16 protein-coding genes, 1 tRNA gene and 1 pseudogene are annotated in these 14,676 nt (G+C 74.3%); 10 read left to right on the top strand and 8 right to left on the bottom strand.

Annotation, left to right across the window (positions count from 1 at the left end; translation table 11 throughout):
* Positions 1–891, top strand: a complete 891-nt coding sequence (locus ACFY23_RS08475) for a hypothetical protein (protein ID WP_350682441.1) — start codon at positions 1–3, stop codon at positions 889–891.
* Between the two features lie 167 nt (positions 892–1,058).
* Here the strand turns inward: ACFY23_RS08475 and ACFY23_RS08480 are convergent, their stop codons facing one another.
* Both ACFY23_RS08480 and ACFY23_RS08485 read right to left on the bottom strand, forming a co-directional pair.
* Complete coding sequence (locus ACFY23_RS08480; protein ID WP_350682443.1) at positions 1,059–1,508, bottom strand: nitroreductase family deazaflavin-dependent oxidoreductase; 450 nt, start codon at positions 1,506–1,508, stop codon at positions 1,059–1,061.
* Between the two features lie 19 nt (positions 1,509–1,527).
* Positions 1,528–2,016 carry an isochorismatase family protein gene (locus ACFY23_RS08485; protein ID WP_350682445.1) on the bottom strand — a complete coding sequence of 163 codons (489 nt, stop codon included), beginning with the start codon at positions 2,014–2,016 and terminating at the stop codon, positions 1,528–1,530.
* 188 nt (positions 2,017–2,204) lie between these two features.
* Between ACFY23_RS08485 and ACFY23_RS08490 the strand changes: the two genes are divergently transcribed.
* Positions 2,205–2,990: an alpha/beta fold hydrolase gene (locus tag ACFY23_RS08490; RefSeq protein WP_350682447.1), complete on the top strand. Its 786-nt coding sequence runs from the start codon at positions 2,205–2,207 to the stop codon at positions 2,988–2,990.
* A 47-nt stretch (positions 2,991–3,037) separates the two neighbouring features.
* On the opposite strand, the pseudogene ACFY23_RS08495 reads toward ACFY23_RS08490, so the two are convergent.
* A pseudogene (locus ACFY23_RS08495) lies at positions 3,038–3,203 on the bottom strand (aldo/keto reductase); the annotation flags it as partial.
* A gap of 197 nt (positions 3,204–3,400) precedes the next feature.
* Between ACFY23_RS08495 and ACFY23_RS08500 the strand changes: the two are divergent.
* The 6 genes from ACFY23_RS08500 to ACFY23_RS08525 all read left to right on the top strand — a co-directional run bounded on the left by ACFY23_RS08500 (position 3,401) and on the right by ACFY23_RS08525 (position 8,309).
* Positions 3,401–3,766 (top strand): YciI family protein, encoded by a 366-nt coding sequence (locus ACFY23_RS08500; protein WP_350682449.1) that lies wholly within the window; start codon positions 3,401–3,403, stop codon positions 3,764–3,766.
* A 116-nt stretch (positions 3,767–3,882) separates the two neighbouring features.
* Positions 3,883–4,008, top strand: a complete 126-nt coding sequence (locus ACFY23_RS08505) for a hypothetical protein (protein ID WP_350682451.1) — start codon at positions 3,883–3,885, stop codon at positions 4,006–4,008.
* Between the two features lie 195 nt (positions 4,009–4,203).
* The gene (gene pyk, locus ACFY23_RS08510; RefSeq protein WP_350682452.1) at positions 4,204–5,652 is read left to right on the top strand and encodes a pyruvate kinase; all 1,449 of its coding nucleotides are present in this window, start codon (positions 4,204–4,206) and stop codon (positions 5,650–5,652) included.
* Positions 5,649–6,533 (top strand): acyl-CoA thioesterase II, encoded by an 885-nt coding sequence (locus tag ACFY23_RS08515; protein WP_350682454.1) that lies wholly within the window; start codon positions 5,649–5,651, stop codon positions 6,531–6,533. The genes pyk and ACFY23_RS08515 overlap by 4 nt, the downstream gene beginning before the upstream one ends.
* A gap of 87 nt (positions 6,534–6,620) precedes the next feature.
* Positions 6,621–7,091, top strand: coding sequence for an Rrf2 family transcriptional regulator (locus tag ACFY23_RS08520; RefSeq protein WP_350682456.1), 471 nt, complete (start codon positions 6,621–6,623; stop codon positions 7,089–7,091).
* A gap of 210 nt (positions 7,092–7,301) precedes the next feature.
* On the top strand, positions 7,302–8,309 hold the full coding sequence (locus ACFY23_RS08525) for a sulfite exporter TauE/SafE family protein (RefSeq protein ID WP_350682486.1): 1,008 nt from the start codon (positions 7,302–7,304) through the stop codon (positions 8,307–8,309).
* A gap of 56 nt (positions 8,310–8,365) precedes the next feature.
* On the opposite strand, the gene ACFY23_RS08530 is transcribed toward ACFY23_RS08525, so the two are convergent.
* From ACFY23_RS08530 to ACFY23_RS08540, 3 genes are all read right to left on the bottom strand, one after another.
* The gene (locus tag ACFY23_RS08530) at positions 8,366–9,796 is read right to left on the bottom strand and encodes a pyridoxal-dependent decarboxylase (RefSeq protein ID WP_350682458.1); all 1,431 of its coding nucleotides are present in this window, start codon (positions 9,794–9,796) and stop codon (positions 8,366–8,368) included.
* Positions 9,797–10,018: 222 nt separating this feature from the next.
* On the bottom strand, positions 10,019–11,029 hold the full coding sequence (locus ACFY23_RS08535; RefSeq protein ID WP_350682460.1) for an LLM class flavin-dependent oxidoreductase: 1,011 nt from the start codon (positions 11,027–11,029) through the stop codon (positions 10,019–10,021).
* A 69-nt stretch (positions 11,030–11,098) separates the two neighbouring features.
* Positions 11,099–11,578: an Lrp/AsnC family transcriptional regulator gene (locus ACFY23_RS08540; protein WP_350682462.1), complete on the bottom strand. Its 480-nt coding sequence runs from the start codon at positions 11,576–11,578 to the stop codon at positions 11,099–11,101.
* An 84-nt stretch (positions 11,579–11,662) separates the two neighbouring features.
* Here ACFY23_RS08540 and ACFY23_RS08545 point away from each other — a divergent pair, with 84 nt between their 5' ends.
* Positions 11,663–12,841, top strand: coding sequence for a PLP-dependent transferase (locus tag ACFY23_RS08545; protein WP_350682464.1), 1,179 nt, complete (start codon positions 11,663–11,665; stop codon positions 12,839–12,841).
* 109 nt (positions 12,842–12,950) lie between these two features.
* Here the strand turns inward: ACFY23_RS08545 and ACFY23_RS08550 are convergent, their stop codons facing one another.
* The gene (locus ACFY23_RS08550) at positions 12,951–13,769 is read right to left on the bottom strand and encodes a transcriptional regulator (protein WP_350682466.1); all 819 of its coding nucleotides are present in this window, start codon (positions 13,767–13,769) and stop codon (positions 12,951–12,953) included.
* Between the two features lie 47 nt (positions 13,770–13,816).
* Positions 13,817–13,900 (bottom strand) — tRNA-Leu (locus ACFY23_RS08555).
* A gap of 94 nt (positions 13,901–13,994) precedes the next feature.
* Here ACFY23_RS08555 and ACFY23_RS08560 point away from each other — a divergent pair.
* Positions 13,995–14,615, top strand: coding sequence for an ANTAR domain-containing response regulator (locus ACFY23_RS08560; protein ID WP_154943735.1), 621 nt, complete (start codon positions 13,995–13,997; stop codon positions 14,613–14,615).
* Positions 14,616–14,676: the final 61 nt, after the last annotated feature.

The following is a 14,676-nucleotide window of genomic DNA, read 5'->3' on the forward strand; positions in this document are numbered from 1 at the left end:
GTGTCCGACTTCTCCGAGTACGCGGCGCTGGCCCGCCAGCTCGCCGAGCGGCGTCGGGCCGGTGAGCGCGGCGCCGCCGCCGAGGCCGAGCGCCGGCGCAACCTGCACGCCGCCGCGGACTACCTCGAGCACCGGCTGACCGCCCAGGGGCAGCGCCTCGACCAGCTCGGCCAGGCCATCGGCATCCCGGCCTCCGGCGTGCCGGCCGGCCCCGCGCCGGCCACCGCACCCGCGGGCCCCGTCACCGGGCCGGCCGCCGTGCCCGGCGCCGGGTCGGTCGGCGACGGCGTTCCGGGCGGCGCACCGGCCGGCGCCGCCGGACCGGGGGCGGGGGAGCCCGCCGGCGCAGCCGGCGCCCCGGGGCGGCCTGGGGTCGGGGCGTATCCCCAGGTCGGGGTGGGGGAGACGGCGCTCGCGCTGCCGACGGGGGCGGCCCCGGCGGCGGGCGGGGTGCCGGGCCCGCGCCCGGCGGAGGCCGACCCGACCACCGAGCTGGAGCTGGCCCGGCGCTACGCCGACGAGTCCGACCGGCACGGGCAGCAGGCCGAGCTGCTCGCGCAACAGCCGGCGCTGCTGCCGACCTGGTCGCCGGTGGCCCGGGCGCTCGCCGTCTATGCCGGCTGCGCGGCCGTGGGGGCGGTGCTGATGGTGGTCATGGTGCTCGCCTCCGGCGTCGGCCTGGTCGACGGATTCACCCTCGGCGCGTGGATCTGCGCCGGCCTGCCCGCGCTGTCGTTCTTCGCCGGCTACCTGGTGCTCGGGCGCTGGGGGCGGCCGGCCATGGTCGCCGGCACCCCGCCCCGCTACGTGCACCTGGGCTTTCTGATCTGCTTCGTCGCCGTGCCGGTCGCCTACCTCGCCTACCTGCTGCTGTTCCGCTTCCTCCGCTGAGCCGTCGGCGACCGCGCCCTCGCCGGGCCGGCTGCCCGCACCCGTTGGCTTCCGCGGCGGCCACGCCGATCCGCGTCCCACCAACCACATCGGACGGGTGGAATGCCACGGGTGTCACCCGGGCCCGGAGACGCCCGTGCCGTTCCACCGGTGGTCGCCGCCGGGCGTCACCGCGCGGCGTCGGCCCGCCCCAGCGGCTCGACCACGACGACGGGGATCTCCCGGTCGGTCCCCTGCTGGTAGCGGGCGTAGGTCGGGAAGACGCCGGTCATCACCTGCCAGAGCCGGGGCCGCTCCTCGGTGGTGGCGGTCCGCGCGGTGGCGCGGAACCGTTCGGCCCCGACCTGCACCTCCACCTGCGGGTCGTCGCACAGGTTGAGGTACCAGGCCGGGTGCCGCGCCGCACCGCCGTTCGACGCCACCAGCAGGTAGCGGTCGCCGTCGCGGCCGTAGATGAGCGCGGTCCGCCGCAGCTTGCCCGACCGGCGCCCGCGGGTGACGATCAGCAGGGCGTCGTAGCCGTGGTACGTCGCGCCGTCGGCGCCGTCGGTGGCCAGGTAACGCTCCACGTGGCTGGCCACCCAGCCGACCGGACTGTCCTCGATGGTCTCCGCCATCGGAGCAGCGTAGCCGCGGTCAGTGGTAGTCGTCGGCCCGTCGGACGGCACCGAAGCGGGGGAAGATCCGCTCCACGGTGAACTCGTGCTCGTCGGCGGCGAAGCCGGACATCGCGTCGGCCACGAACTCCAGCTCGTAGCCGTGGTCGCTGGCCGCGCGGGCGGTCGACTCGACGCCCATCGTGGTGACCAGGCCCGCCAGCACCACGGTGTCCACCCCGCGCCGGCGCAACTGCTCGTGCAGGTCGGTGCCGTGAAACGCGCCGACGGTGCGCTTGACGACCACGACGTCACCCGGCTCGACCAGCCCCTCGGCGAAGTCGCTGCCCGGCGGCTGCGCGGCCACCCCGGGTCGTTCGACCCGGACCTGGACCACCGGCCGGCCCTGGGCGCGGAACACGGCGGCGAGGCGGCGGCAGCGGTCGAGGACGTCCTCGCCGCGGTGCGGGGCCAGCTCCAGCGCGATGATCCGGGGCATCAGGTCGATGAGCACGAGGGCCGTCGTCACGAAGATGATCATAGCGACAGGGGCGCCGCGCGAATTGCCGGTTCGTGCGTACGGCGCGACAAGCAGTTACCCGCCCGTAACTTCGTATTGACGTCTGTGAATTGCGGCCTTCATCATCGTCCCACGATCGATCGGATCCCCCACCCGCCGTCCCGGCTTCCCGGGTACCTCCCGCCGGAGGTGCAGCCATGCTGCTCCGAAAGATCCTCGTCACCGCCACCGCGGTCGCCGCGCTCCTCGTCCCGGCCACCGCCGCGCCGGCCGCCCCCGAACGCCACGCCACCCCCGCAGCCACCACCACCCCGGTGGCCACCGCCGCCAACCCCGTCATCGTCGTCGGCGGCCTGATCGGCCTCTCCATCGCGTACGAGCCGATCGCCGCCCGGCTGCGCGCCGACGGCTTCCGGGTCTTCGTCTACCAGTTGCCCGGCCTCGGCTTCGGCGACATCCGCGACTCCGCCCGCGCCTTCGCCACGTACGTCGAGCAGGTCCGGTCCGTCACCGGGGCGTCCCAGGTGGACGTCGTCGGCCACTCCGAGGGCGGACTGGTCTCCCGCTGGTACGTGAAGTTCCTCGGCGGCGCGTCGGTCGTCGGCCGCTACGTCAGCCTCGGCAGCCCCCAGCAGGGCACGTACGTCGCGAACATCCTGCGGGTCGTCGGCCTCGGCAGCTGCGCCGGTGTCGTCGCCTGCCAGCAGATGTCGATCGGCTCCGACTTCCTCGCCGACCTCAACGGCGGCGACGACACCCCCGGCGCGGTCCGCTGGACCACCGTCCGGACGTGGCAGGACGAACTGGTCCGGCCGGTCGACAACGCCTCGCTCGCCGACGGGGCGGCCAACGTGCTGATCCAGGCGGCGTGCCCGCTGCGTGTCGTCGGGCACCTCGGACTCGTGCTCGACGGCACCACGTACACCGTGGTCCGGCAGGCGCTGCGCGACACCGCGATCCGCCCGGACTGCCTCGCCCTGTAGCGGACCAGCCGGGGGCGGGCGACGCGTGCCGCCCGCCCCCGCCCGCGTCAGGCCGCCGTGGCGAGGGCCTCGTACTCGTCGTCGGTGAGCCCCCACCTCGGCCGCGGCGACGTTCTCCTCCAGGTGGGCGACCGACGACGTGCCCGGGATCGGGAGCATGACCGGCGACCGGCGCAGCAGCCACGCGAGGGCGAGCTGCGCGGGCGTGGCCCCGGCGCACCCGGAGCCGTGCCGTGGACGTGGTGGACCGGCGTCCGCGCGGGCGAAACGGCGCAGGCGGCAACCGGGCCGGGGCGCGGACGGAGTTGACCGGAGCGCCCGTGCGGGCCGCCCGCACGTGCGACGCTGGGCCCGTGCCGGTCGGCGTCGACCACGGGTCGCCGCGCGGCGCGACGCGGGAGGGAGCGCCCATGACGGGAGTGCCGCAGGTCGACTTCGCGCTCGACACGTACGAGTGCGTCGTGCTGTATCCCGGCGCTGCCGGGCGGGCGCTGCCGGCGGAGACGGTGCAGCGGTTGCAGGCCGAGCACCTCGCGCACATGCAGGCCCTGCAGCGGCGGGGGATCATCCTGGTCGCCGGCGCGGTGGACGGCCAGGCCCGCGAACCGGATCCGCCGATCGGCTTCGGGCTGGCCCGGACGGGGTCCGTGGACGACGTGCGCGGCGTGATGGAGGCCGACCCGGCGGTGCAGGCCGGGCTCTACCGGGTGGACGTGATGACCTTCCTCTGCCCGGCGGGCTCGTTGGAGTTCCCGCTGGTCAAGACGCAGACCTGAGGCGTCTGTCGGCAGGGCGACGGCGGCCGCCGGCAGCCGGTGCTACGGTCCGCGCAGCGAGGACCGCCGCCCCGGCGCACCGGGCGCCGGCGGCCGGCCCCGGTCGAGGAGCCGCCATGACCTCCGCCGCCGCCCCCGACGTCCGGCTCGCCGCCGCCCTCCTGCGCGACGCCATCGGCGATGACCCGGGCGGTGTCTTCTCGGCCGTGCCGACGCTGCCGCCGTCGCCGGGGCCGGGCTGAGGCGACGGGGAGCACCTGGGTGTCCGATGGCGCCGAGGGCGTACGATTCCGGCGCGCGGTCGCCGTTGCCCGCCGCCTCAACGTTCCGGCGTGGGTTCCGCCCGCCGGCTGCGCGCGTGACGCGCGTCGTTGGACAATGTTTCGCAGCCCGCAAGGGGTCGGCCCGCAGTCCGACCCGGAGGAGAGACTAGCCTGATGGGCGTGACACGCCGCGCGAAGATCGTCTGCACTCTTGGTCCCGCCACCTCGTCCCCGGAGCGGATCAGGGGGCTCGTCGAGGCTGGCATGAACGTGGCCAGACTCAACTTCAGCCACGGCAGCCACGAGGACCACGAGGCGGTGTACCGGCTGGTCCGCGAGGCCGCGGAGGCGGCCGGACGCCCGGTGGCCGTGCTCGCCGACCTGCAGGGTCCGAAGATCCGGCTCGGCCGGTTCGCCGACGGCCCGCACGAGTGGCGCACCGGCGACTCCGTCGTGATCACCGGCGACGACGTCCTCGGCACCAAGGACCGGGTCTCCTGCACCTACCGGAAGCTTCCGCAGGAGGTCAAGCCCGGCGACCGGCTGCTGATCGACGACGGCCGGGTCGCCGTCGAGGTCACCGACGTCACCGGCAACGACATCCGCTGCCTGGTCACCGAGGGTGGCCCGGTCTCCAACAACAAGGGCGTCTCGCTGCCGAACGTGGCGGTCAGCGTCCCCGCGATGTCGGAGAAGGACGCCGAGGACCTGCGCTTCGCCCTCGGCCTCGGCGTCGACCTGGTCGCGCTCTCCTTCGTCCGTTCCGCCGACGACATCAAGCTGGTGCACGGCATCATGGCCGAGGTCGGGGTGCACCGGCCGGTGCTCGCCAAGGTGGAGAAGCCCGAGGCGGTCGACTGCCTGGAGCAGATCGTGCTGGCCTTCGACGGGGTCATGGTCGCCCGCGGCGACCTCGGCGTGGAGCTGCCGCTCGACCAGGTCCCGCTGGTGCAGAAGCGCGCCGTGCAGCTCTGCCGGGAGAACGCCAAGCCGGTCATCGTGGCCACCCAGATGCTCGACTCGATGATCGAGAATTCGCGCCCGACCCGCGCCGAGGCCTCCGACGTGGCCAACGCCGTGCTCGACGGGGCGGACGCCGTGATGCTCTCCGGCGAGACCAGCGTCGGCAAGTACCCGGTGCTCACCGTCAGCACCATGGCGAAGATCGTCACCACCACCGAGTCCGGCTCGATCGGGGTGCCGCGCCTGCAGCACGACCCGCGTACGCACGGCGGCGCGCTCACCGTCGCCGCCTCCTCGATCGCCCGGGCCATCGGCGCGAAGGCCATGGTCGCCTTCTCGCAGACCGGCGACACCGTGCGGCGGCTGTCCCGGCTGCACTGCGACCTGCCGCTGCTCGCCTTCACCCCGGTGCCCGAGGTGCGCAACCAGCTCGCCCTCTCCTGGGGCGTGGAGACCTTCCTCATGCCGTTCGTGGAGCACACCGACGACATGTTCCGCCAGGTCGACCAGGCGCTGCTCGGGCTCAACCGGGCCAACCCCGGCGACCACGTGGTGATCGTCGCCGGCAGCCCGCCCGGCACCCCCGGCTCGACCAACACGCTGCGCGTACACCAGCTCGGGTCGCTGGTCGACGCCGCGTCGGCGCGGGCGTTGCAGTGAGTGCCGCGGAGGTCGCGGTCGGCCAGGCCGCGGTCGACCAACTCCTCGAGGTGCTCGACCTGGAGCACACCGGCGAGATGACCTTCCGGGGGATGAGCCCGCCGGTCGGCCCCCAGCGGGTGTACGGCGGCCAGGTCGCCGGCCAGGCCCTGGTGGCCGCCGGCCGGACGGTCGACCCGGCGCGCTTCGTGCACTCCCTGCACGGCTACTTCGTGCGCGCCGGCGACCCGAGCGAGCCGATCGTGTACGAGGTGGAGAACATCCGCGACGGCCGCTCCTTCTCGGTACGCCGCTCCGTGGCGCTCCAGCACGGCAAGCCGATCTTCTTCATGTCGGCGTCGTTCCACCGCCCCGAGGAGGGTCTGGACCACCACGCGCCCACCCCGCCCGACGTGCCGGGGCCGGACGAGGTCCCGACGATGACCGACCGGCTCTCCCGCTACCCGGAGCGGCTCGGCATCTGGGCGCAGATCCCGCGCCCGATCGACGTGCGCTACGTCGGCGAACCCGGCTGGGTACGCCCCGGCGACCGGCCGGCCGACCCGCACCAGCGGGTCTGGATGCGCATCGACGGCAAGCTGCCCGACGACCCGCTGCTGCACGCCTGCGCGCTGACGTACGCCTCCGACCTGACGCTGCTCGACTCGGTGCTGTCGGTGCACGGCGAGGTCTGGGGCCCCGGCGGGGTGGTGGGGGCCAGCCTCGACCACGCGCTGTGGTTCCACCGGCCGTTCCGCGCCGACGAGTGGTTCCTCTACGACTGCTGGAGCCCGTCGGCCTCCGGTGCGCGGGGGCTCGCCACGGGTCGCCTGTTCACCACGGACGGCCGGCACATCGCCAGCGCCGTGCAGGAAGGGCTGCTGCGCCGCGTCGGGGAGTGACGCCGCGCCGGGCTGCACATCGTCGTCGGCCGATCGGCCGAGGGGTGTTCGGTCGGGCGGGGTGACCAGCGGGTTAACCTTGCCGGCATGCGCCTCTCCGCCCGGGTCGACTACGCCCTCCGCGCGGTCGCGGAGCTCGCCTCGGTGACCGGCGCCGCCGGGGCCGGGCGGGGTCGGCCGGTGACCGCCGAGCAGATCGCCCGCGCCCAGGAGATCCCGCCGAAGTTCCTGGAGAGCATCCTGCTGCAACTGCGCCGCGGCGGCATCGTGCACGCCCAGCGCGGCCCCGAGGGCGGCTACTGGCTGGCGCGGCCGGGCGGGGAGATCTCGCTGGCCGAGGTGATCCGGGTGATCGACGGCCCACTCGCGCACGTACGCGGGCAGCGGCCCGAGGAACTCGGCTACCACGGTGCCGCCCGGTCCCTCCAGGAGGTCTGGATCGCCCTGCGGGCCAGCGAACGCCAGATCCTGGAGTTGGTCACCGTCGCCGACGTGGCCGCCGGCACCCTGCCCGAGCGGGTCACCGAGCTGGCCGCCGACCCCCGCGCCTGGACCTGACCCGAGCGGCACACTCCGGCGCACGGGTCGCGCGCCGCCGCCCGCCGCGTCGCCCCGCCGCGTCGCCGTCCGGGCAGGCGTCACTGTCGTCCCTGTCGCCGGCCCCTCGGCACTGTCGTCTCACTGACCGGTCGGAGTCTTGACCCCGGCACCCGCGTGCCGCATTGTCGACCAAGTCGATAGGAGATGCCGAAAAGTCTGGGGGCGTTCGTGCGCAAGCTGCTGGTCCTCGCGCTGGTCGGGCTCGCCGCGCAACTCGTCGACGGCGCGCTCGGCATGGCGTACGGGCTGACCTCCTCCACGCTGCTGCTGCTCGTGGGCGTCGCCCCTGCCGCCGCGTCGGCGTCGGTGCACCTCGCCGAGATCGGCACCACGCTCGCCGCCGGGGTGGCGCACTGGCGGTTCGGCAACGTCGACTGGCGGGTGGTCGCCCGGATCGCCGTCCCCGGCGCGGTGGGCGCGTTCGCCGGCGCGACCTTCCTCAGCACGATCTCCACCGAGTCGGCGGCCCCGTGGATGGCCGGCATCCTGTTCACGCTGGGCGCGTACCTGCTGGTGCGCTTCTCCCGACCGCTGCGCACCGACCGGCGCGCCGGCCGGCTGCGCGGGCGTTTCCTCGGCCCGCTCGGCCTGGTCGCCGGCTTCGTCGACGCCACGGGCGGCGGCGGGTGGGGGCCGGTCGCCACGCCGGCCCTGCTGGTCAGCGGCCGGATGGAGCCCCGCCGGGTGATCGGCTCGGTGGACACGGCCGAGTTCGTGGTCGCCGGCGCCGCCAGCATCGGCTTCCTCGTCGGCCTCGGCTCCGAGGGCTTCCTGCTGCCCATGGTGGCGGCCCTGCTCGTCGGCGGCCTGATCGCCGCGCCGGTCGCCGCCTGGCTGGTCCGGATCGTCCCCGCCCAACTGCTCGGCGCGGCGATCGGCGGCGTGATCGTGTTGACCAACGCCCGCACGCTGATGCGCTCGGCCGACCTCGGCGGTTCCGCCCGACCGGCGGTCTACGCGCTGCTCGCCGCCGCCTGGATCGCCGCCCTGGCGCTGGCCGTCCGGGCGCTGCTGCGGACCCGCCGGGAGCGGGCCGTCGCCGAGGCGGCCCCCGCCGCCACCCCGGTCCCCGCCCCGACGGCCGACCCGAGCACCCGGGTCCCGGCGCAAGCCGCCGACCCGAACACCCGCGTGCCGGCGCAAGCCGCCGACCCGAACACCCGCGTCCCGGCGTAGGCCGCCGACCCGGGCACCCGGATGCCGGCGCGTCCCCGGTACGGCCGACCCGCTCGTCAGCGGGGGAGGAGGGCGGTCGCGGCGTCGCGGAGCAGGGACCACGCCTCGTCGACGTGGGCCTCCGTGGTCTGCGGCGAGCCGACGGCCAGGCGCAGCGTGTACCGGCCGTTCACCCGGGTGTGCGTCAGGTGCACCCGATTTGTGGCGTTGACCCGGGCCAGCAGGTCCGCGTTGACCTCGTCGTCGGCGTGCAGCCGGAAGCAGACCAGCGAGTAGGGGTGCGCCCCCACCAGCGCGAAGCGGTCGTCGGCGCGGACCCGCTCGGCGAACCGGGCGGCGAGCGCCACCCCGGACCGGATGTGCGCCCGCAGCCCCTCGACGCCGTACCAGCGCAGGACGAACCAGAGCTTCAACGCCCGGAACCGGCGGCCCAGCGGCACCTGCCAGTCCCGGTAGTCGATCACCGCGCCGGACTCGGTGGCGGCGTTGCGCAGGTACTCCGGCAGCACCGTCAGCGCCTCGACCAGCTCCGCCCTGTCGGCGACCCAGAACGCGTCGCAGTCGAAGCCGGTGAGCAGCCACTTGTGCGGGTCGAAGCAGTACGAGTCGACGTACTCCAGGCCGACGTGTCCGAACCGCAGCTCCGGGCAGACCGCCGCCGCCCCCGCGTACGCGGCGTCGACGTGCAGGAAGACGCCGTACTCGGCACAGATCGCGCCGATCTCCGGCAGCGGGTCGATCGCGGTCGTGGACGTGGTCCCGACGGTGGCCACCACGATGGCGGGCACCACACCTGCCGCCCGGTCCGCCTCGATCACCGCACGCAGCGCCGCCGGCGACATCGCCTGCGTCTCCGGGTCCACCTCGATCGGTCGTACGCCGTCGGCGCCCAGCCCGACGATCCGCGCGGCCTTCTCGATCGAGGAGTGCCCCTGGGTGGACGTGTAGGCGCGGTAGCGGCGGTCGACGCCGACCTCGCGCCACCGGCCGCCGCCCGCCCGGTGCAGGGCGACCAGGGTCGCCACCAGCGTCGCCGAGGACGCGGAATCCTGGATCACCCCGCCGCCGGAGCCGGAGCGGAACCGCTTCGGCAGGTCCAGCAGGTCGGCGAGCCAGTCCAGCATGACCGTCTCCAGTTCGGTGCACGCGGGACCGGTGGCCCAGAGCATGCCCTGCACGCCCAGCCCCGAGCTGACCAGGTCGCCCAGCACGCTGGGGCCGGAGGTGTTGGCCGGGAAATAGCCGAAGAACCCGGGGTGCTGCCAGTGGGTCAGCCGCGGGGCGACGAGCGTGTCCAGGTCGGCGAGGACCGCTTCCACGGGCTCGCCGTGCTCGGGCGGGCCGGCCGGCAGCGCGGCGGCCACCGCGCCGGGCGGGTCCTGCGACGTCACGGGGCGCTGCCCCACGGTCGCCCAGTAGTCGGCGATCCAGTCCACCACCGCGTGCCCGGCGCGTCGGAACTCGTCCGGGGTCATGTGCTCAGCCACGCCCTGAGTTGATCAATAATCCGCGTCGCCGGCAAGGGAACGGCGGGCCCGGGGGAGCGGGGCAGGCACCGGGCCGCAGCCGCGGAATCCGCACAGCCGCGGCCCGGTGCCCCACACCGCGGCATCCCCGACCCGTCCCGACCGGGGATGCCGTACCACCACCAGGGACAAACCTAGGCGGCCCGGACGTCTCCCCGGTGACAGCGACGTGAAGATCGTGTTTCAGCCGGCCCGGCGCAGGCCACCGGCCACCTTCGCCGCGATCAGCTCGTACGAGCGCACCCGGTCGGCCACGTCGTACACCAGCGTGGTCAACATCAGCTCGTCCGCGCCGGTGCGCGCCAACAGCTCGCCGAGCTGTCGCCGCACGGTCTCCGGCGAGCCCATCGCCTGGCCCTCCCGGCGCTGCCGCACGAACTCCCGCTCGACCTCGGTGTACTGGTACGCCGCGGCCTCGTCCGGCGTCGCCAGGGGCCCCGGGCGACCCGAGCGCAACCGCAGCAGCGACAGCGCGCTCGGCCCCGCCAGCCACTCCGCCCGCTCGTCCGTGTCGGCACAGACCGCGTTGACCGCCACCATCGCGTACGGCTCGGCCAGCCACTTCGACGGCCGGAAGCTCTGCCGGTACAGCGCCAGGGCGGGCAGCGTGTGCTGGGAGCTGAAGTGGTGCGCGAACGAGAACGGCAGCCCCAGCATCCCCGCCAGCTGGGCGCTGAACCCGCTGGAGCCGAGCAGCCAGATCGCCGGCTGCTGGCCGCGACCCGGGGTGGCCGTGATCGGCCCCGGCCGCTCGCCGGTGAAGTAGTTCATCAGGTCCGCCAGCTCCCGGGGAAAGCCTTCCGCCGACAGCCCCTCCATCGTCCGGCGCAGCGCCAGCGCGGTCACCTGGTCGGTGCCCGGGGCGCGGCCGATGCCCAGGTCGATCCGGCCCGGGTGCAGCGCGTCGAGGGTGCCGAACTGCTCGGCCACCACCAGCGGCGCGTGGTTGGGCAGCATCACGCCGCCCGAGCCCAGCCGGATCGTCGACGTGTGCGCCGCCAGGTGCGCGAGCAGCACCGCCGGGGCGGAACTCGCGATCCCCGGCATGTTGTGGTGCTCGGCCACCCAGAACCGGTGGTATCCCAGCTCCTCGGTGCGGCGGGCCAGCTCGGTGGTGTGCCGCAGGGCCTCGCCGGCCGTGGCGCCGGCCGCGACCGGGGCAAGGTCAAGAACAGACAGCGGTACGTTGATCACACGCCTGACCAACCCATCCCGCTCCCGAATTGTTCCCCGGGGCAACCAAGCTCACGCGCGCCGGGGTGCTCAGCCCAGGCCGCGGGCCTGTTCGAAGATCAGGCTCGTCTGGGTGTGCAGCACCGCCGGGTCCACCGCCAGGTGGTCGAGCACGAAGTCGCGCAGCGCGTCCGCCGAGGCGGCCCGCACGTGCAGCACGTAGTCCTCCGCGCCCGCCACGTGGAACACCGACACCACCCCCGGCAACCGCACCGACCGGGCCCGGAACGCGTCCACCACCGCCCGCTCGTGCGCGGTCAACCGCACCGACACCAGCGCCTGCAACGGCAGCCCCACCGCCGCCGGATCCACCTCCGCGTGGAACCCGCGGATCGCCCCGCACTCGCGCAGCGCGCGGGTGCGGGTCAGGCACGTCGAGGGGGCCACCCCGACCCGCTCGGCGAGGGCGTTGTTCGGCAGCCGGCCGTCGGCGGCCAGCTCCGACAGGATCGCCCGGTCGGTGTCGTCCAGGGTCGCGAACCGCCGCACATCGTTCGTCGCAAGGGGCATGCAGACATCCTCCATCGAATCGTCGCGTCAATCAAAGGGGCTTCGCCCGAATCATCTTCGGACCTATTGCCTCCCGCCGGCGCTATGTTCGATCCTTCCCGCATGACGACCGTGGACACCCGAGCCGTGCACGCCGGCCGCGACGATCTCGCCGCCCTCGGCGTCCACGTGCCACCCATCGACCTCTCCACCACCAACCCCCTGCCGTCCGTCGACGCGGGCGGCGACGCGTACGAGACCCTCGCCACCGGCGGCACGCTCCCCGCCGGCGGCAGCGCCGTCTACCAGCGCCTGTGGAACCCCACCGTCGCCCGCTTCGAGACCGCCCTCGCCGACCTCGAAGGCACGGGCGACGCCGTCGCCTTCGCCAGCGGCATGGCCGCCCTCACCGCCACGCTGCTCGCCGCCACCCGCGACGGGAAGCGGCACGTCGTCGCCGTCCGCCCGCTCTACGGCGGCACCGACCACGTGCTCGCCACCGGCCTGCTCGGCACCACCGTGACCTGGGCCCGCGCGGGCGAGGTCGCCGCCGCCGTCCGCCCCGACACCGCCCTGGTGATCGCCGAGACCCCGGCCAACCCCACCCTCGACCTGGTCGACATCGCCGCCCTCGCCCGGGCCGCCGGCGACGTCCCGCTGCTCATCGACAACACCGTCGCCACCCCGGTGCTCCAGCAGCCCGCCCGGCACGGCGCCGCCCTCGTGCTGCACAGCGCCACCAAGAGCATCGGCGGCCACGGCGACGTGCTCGCCGGCGTCGTCGCCTGCGACGCCGACTGGGCCGCCCGGCTGCGCCAGGTCCGCGCGCTCACCGGAGCGATCCTGCATCCCCTCGGCGCGTACCTGCTGCACCGTGGCCTGCAGACCCTGCCGGTGCGGGTCCGCGCCCAGCAGGCCGGCGCGGAGAAACTCGCCGCCTGGCTCGCCGCCCACCCCGCCGTCACGCGGGTGCACCACCCGTCGCTGCACGACCCGGCCGGGCTCGTCGGCCGGCAGATGACCGGCCCCGGCAGCCTCCTCGCCTTCGAGGTACGCGGCGGCGCGCCCGCCGCGGCCGCCGTCGCCAACGGCTGCCGGCTGATCACCCACGCCGTGTCGCTGGGCGGGGTCGACACCCTCATCCAGCACCCGGCCTCGCTGACCCACCGCCCGGTCGAGGGGGAGGCCAAGCCGTGCGGGGGCCTGCTGCGCGTCTCCGTCGGTCTCGAGGACCCGGAGGACCTGCGCGTGGACCTCGCGACGGCCCTCGCCGAACTCGGCTGACAAGGCCGGCACGCCCCCGTACTCGGCGCCCCCGCACCCGCGCCGGATCGCAGTGCCGGAGCTGGCGCGCGGGCACGGGTGGAACGCCATGGGTGTCACAGGCACGGTGTCACACCCGTGGCGTTCCACCCGCCGAGCGAACGCCGTCCGCCAGGTCGGCCGGGCTGCCTGCCGTGAATTTCCGGGCGCCGGGTCGGGACTTCGGGCCCACGTGTCGGTCGAGGGCGGCGACCGCCTCGCGGCGCGCGACCGAGAGGGAGTTGTGGCGGCTCATCCGCCAGGCGACGCCGAGCAGGTCGAGCGCCCACTGGCAGAGGCCCATGATGTCGGTGGACTCGTTGGTGAACATGTAGCGGGGGTAGACGTACTCCTTGCCGCGCACCCTCACCCGGTTGGCGAACCGCGCACCGTCGGAGTGGAACAGGCCGCGCAGGAAGTCGCCGGCGTTACCGGCAACGATCTCCCTCTGCCACTCCGCGAGGACGATCGGCCGCTCGTGTTTCTTGCCCGGCCCGTGCTGGGGGAACAGGCACGGCCAGTGCGTGCCGGCGCTCTGGACCGCCACGCAGCCCCGCTGTTGGATCCGTTGGACCTTGTTGGCGAGCAGCGCCTTCATCGCGGCCGCTGAGGCGTCGATGAGATCAGGCCGTGTGTCGGCGCAGTAGATGCGGAGAACCGGCACCCGGTCGGTGGTGACCAGATGTCCGTCCCCGAGGTAGCGGCCCAGCAGGTAGGCGTAGGCGGCAGGATCGGTCGGATTGCCGACATCGGGCGAGCATCGGAAGCAGCGGGCGGCAGTGCCGACCACAGCCGGCTCGGGCGAGTCGACGCACCAGTGCCGGACGGTGGAGTAGGGCAAGGAGAGGGCACGAGCAACAGACGGGATGTTGTTGCCACGGGCGCGGAGGGCGCGGGCGCGTGCGCGCATCTCGGGCGGGTGCACCCAGGAATCATCGAACAGATGTATGACAAAAGTGCCGGGAGCGGGACTTGAACCCGCACGCCCTTTCGGGCAGATGCTTTTGAGGCATCCGAGTCTGCCGATTCCTCCATCCCGGCTCACCCCTGCGCGGGGTGTGGCCCACTGTACCCGACTACTCTCATACGGGAGCATGGGTGGTAGCCGTGCCGGGAACGATGGTGGGAGTGGCTCGTGGCCGAGACGCAGACGGACGCCGAGCGCAGGCGCGTACTGATCGCCGAGGACGAGGCGCTCATCCGGCTGGACCTCGCCGAGATGCTGGTCGAGGAGGGTTACGAGGTGGTCGGCGAGGCCGGTGACGGCGAGACCGCCGTCCGACTCGCCGAGGAGCTCAAGCCCGATCTGGTCATCCTCGACATCAAGATGCCGATCATGGACGGGCTGGCCGCCGCCGAGCGGATCGCGGGCGCGCGGATCGCCCCGGTGATCATCCTGACCGCGTTCAGCCAGCGCGACCTGGTGGAGCGGGCCCGGGCGGCCGGCGCGATGGCGTACCTCGTGAAGCCCTTCCAGAAGAGCGACCTGGTGCCGGCGGTGGAGATCGCGCTGTCCCGCTACTCGGAGATCGCCGCCCTGGAGTCGGAGGTCGCCGGGCTGACCGACCGGCTGGAGATCCGCAAGACCGTGGAGCGCGCCAAGGGCGCGCTGATGACGACCTACGGGATGACCGAGCCGCAGGCGTTCAAGTGGATCCAGCGCACGGCGATGGACCACCGGATGACCATGAAGGAGGTCGCCGAGCGGATCCTCGCCGAGACCGCCGGCGGCGAGGTCGCCCAGCCCACCGCCTGACGGGCCCGCCCCGCCGTCGGCCCCGGGTGGCCACGCGCCGGGACGGCGCGACGCGCCGGAG

The organism is Micromonospora sp. NPDC000121 (genome assembly GCF_042899165.1).
In the GTDB taxonomy this organism is placed as follows: Bacteria; Actinomycetota; Actinomycetes; order Mycobacteriales; family Micromonosporaceae; genus Micromonospora.

What these genes read in the sequence shown, in the direction of transcription:
- ACFY23_RS08500 (WP_350682449.1), top strand. Translation starts at nt 3,401, where the DNA reads ATGACGGGAGTGCCGCAGGTCGACTTCGCGCTCGACACGTACGAGTGC.
- ACFY23_RS08505 (WP_350682451.1), top strand. Translation starts at nt 3,883, where the DNA reads ATGACCTCCGCCGCCGCCCCCGACGTCCGGCTCGCCGCCGCCCTCCTG.
- pyk (WP_350682452.1), top strand. Translation starts at nt 4,204, where the DNA reads ATGGGCGTGACACGCCGCGCGAAGATCGTCTGCACTCTTGGTCCCGCC.
- ACFY23_RS08545 (WP_350682464.1), top strand. Translation starts at nt 11,663, where the DNA reads ATGTTCGATCCTTCCCGCATGACGACCGTGGACACCCGAGCCGTGCAC.
- ACFY23_RS08540 (WP_350682462.1), bottom strand. Translation starts at nt 11,578, where the DNA reads ATGCCCCTTGCGACGAACGATGTGCGGCGGTTCGCGACCCTGGACGAC.
- ACFY23_RS08520 (WP_350682456.1), top strand. Translation starts at nt 6,621, where the DNA reads ATGCGCCTCTCCGCCCGGGTCGACTACGCCCTCCGCGCGGTCGCGGAG.
- ACFY23_RS08490 (WP_350682447.1), top strand. Translation starts at nt 2,205, where the DNA reads ATGCTGCTCCGAAAGATCCTCGTCACCGCCACCGCGGTCGCCGCGCTC.
- ACFY23_RS08480 (WP_350682443.1), bottom strand. Translation starts at nt 1,508, where the DNA reads ATGGCGGAGACCATCGAGGACAGTCCGGTCGGCTGGGTGGCCAGCCAC.
- ACFY23_RS08550 (WP_350682466.1), bottom strand. Translation starts at nt 13,769, where the DNA reads ATGCGCGCACGCGCCCGCGCCCTCCGCGCCCGTGGCAACAACATCCCG.